A 1006-nucleotide genomic window follows, 5' to 3' on the forward strand; every position below is an offset into this window, starting at 1 on the left:
TGGCCCAGTCGGCCCGAAGCTGCGATTTTGGTCATCTTGGAGAACACGTCGGGAACGGGCTGGTTGTTGTTGACGATCGCCCATGCGAGGAACGACGTTCCGCTCCGATAAGGGAGCGGCGTTATGAGCCTTGGCGTTTCGAGTGGGGATCTGATCGGCTCCTGGAGCCTGAGTTTTTCGGACATCGCGTTCGTGACCGGCAAAGCGGAGACGGCACGACTGGGATTGGCGGTTCAGCTTAGATTTTTCGCCGGGCATGGCTTCTTTGTGCCGGATCATGCGTCGATACCCTCCGACGGTGTCTTGTATCTGGCGGAGCAACTTGGTCTCGATGCCAAATCCGTGAACCACTATGATTTTTCCGGGCGCACCGCCCGCCGGCATTGCGCGGAGATTTTGCGGCATCTCGGGTTCCGCCGTATGACGCAGACGGATCGCAGGGCGTTGTCGAGGTGGATTTCCGACGATCTTTGTGCGGGCGGGCAGCCGATCAATGCCATGCTCGAGCATGTTTTCCTGTGGTGCCGCGACCGCCGTATCTATGGGCCGTCGCGCAAGGAGCTGGAACGCCTCGTCCGTTCGCAACGACACCTCTATCTGGAGGCCCTGTTGGCCCGAGTCCGCGATCGGCTTGCGCCGGATGCGGTCGCCTTGCTGGAAGCCTCGCTCGCCGATCCCGATGGCCCGACCGGCTTCAACACGATGAAGGGGGATGCAGGTCAGGCGACGCTCGAAAACATTCTTGGCGTGACCGCCAAACTCGCCTTTATCCAACGGCTTGCTCTTCCCCGAGATTTCCTATCGGTCACGGGCAAGGCATGGGTCGATCAGATCGTTCGCCGGGTTGCCGGCGAGAAAGCCTCGGAGATGCGCCGGCATGTACCGGCGCGCCAGCTCGGGCTCTATGCCGTTTATCTGATGGCGCGGGAAGCTCAGCTTACGGATGCGATGGTCGACCTGCTGATCGAGACGGTCCATAAGATCGGATCGCGCTCGAAACGCAAGG

General features: G+C 60.8%; 1 protein-coding gene. It reads left to right on the plus strand.

The annotated features are described in order from the left end of the window. Positions 1-123: 123 nt before the first annotated feature. Positions 124-1006: DUF4158 domain-containing protein (locus ET21_RS0120950; RefSeq protein ID WP_030541206.1), on the plus strand; the 883-nt coding region annotated here is incomplete at its 3' end.

Source organism: Sphingobium sp. DC-2 (assembly GCF_000722555.1).
Taxonomy (GTDB): Bacteria; Pseudomonadota; Alphaproteobacteria; order Sphingomonadales; family Sphingomonadaceae; genus Sphingobium; species Sphingobium quisquiliarum.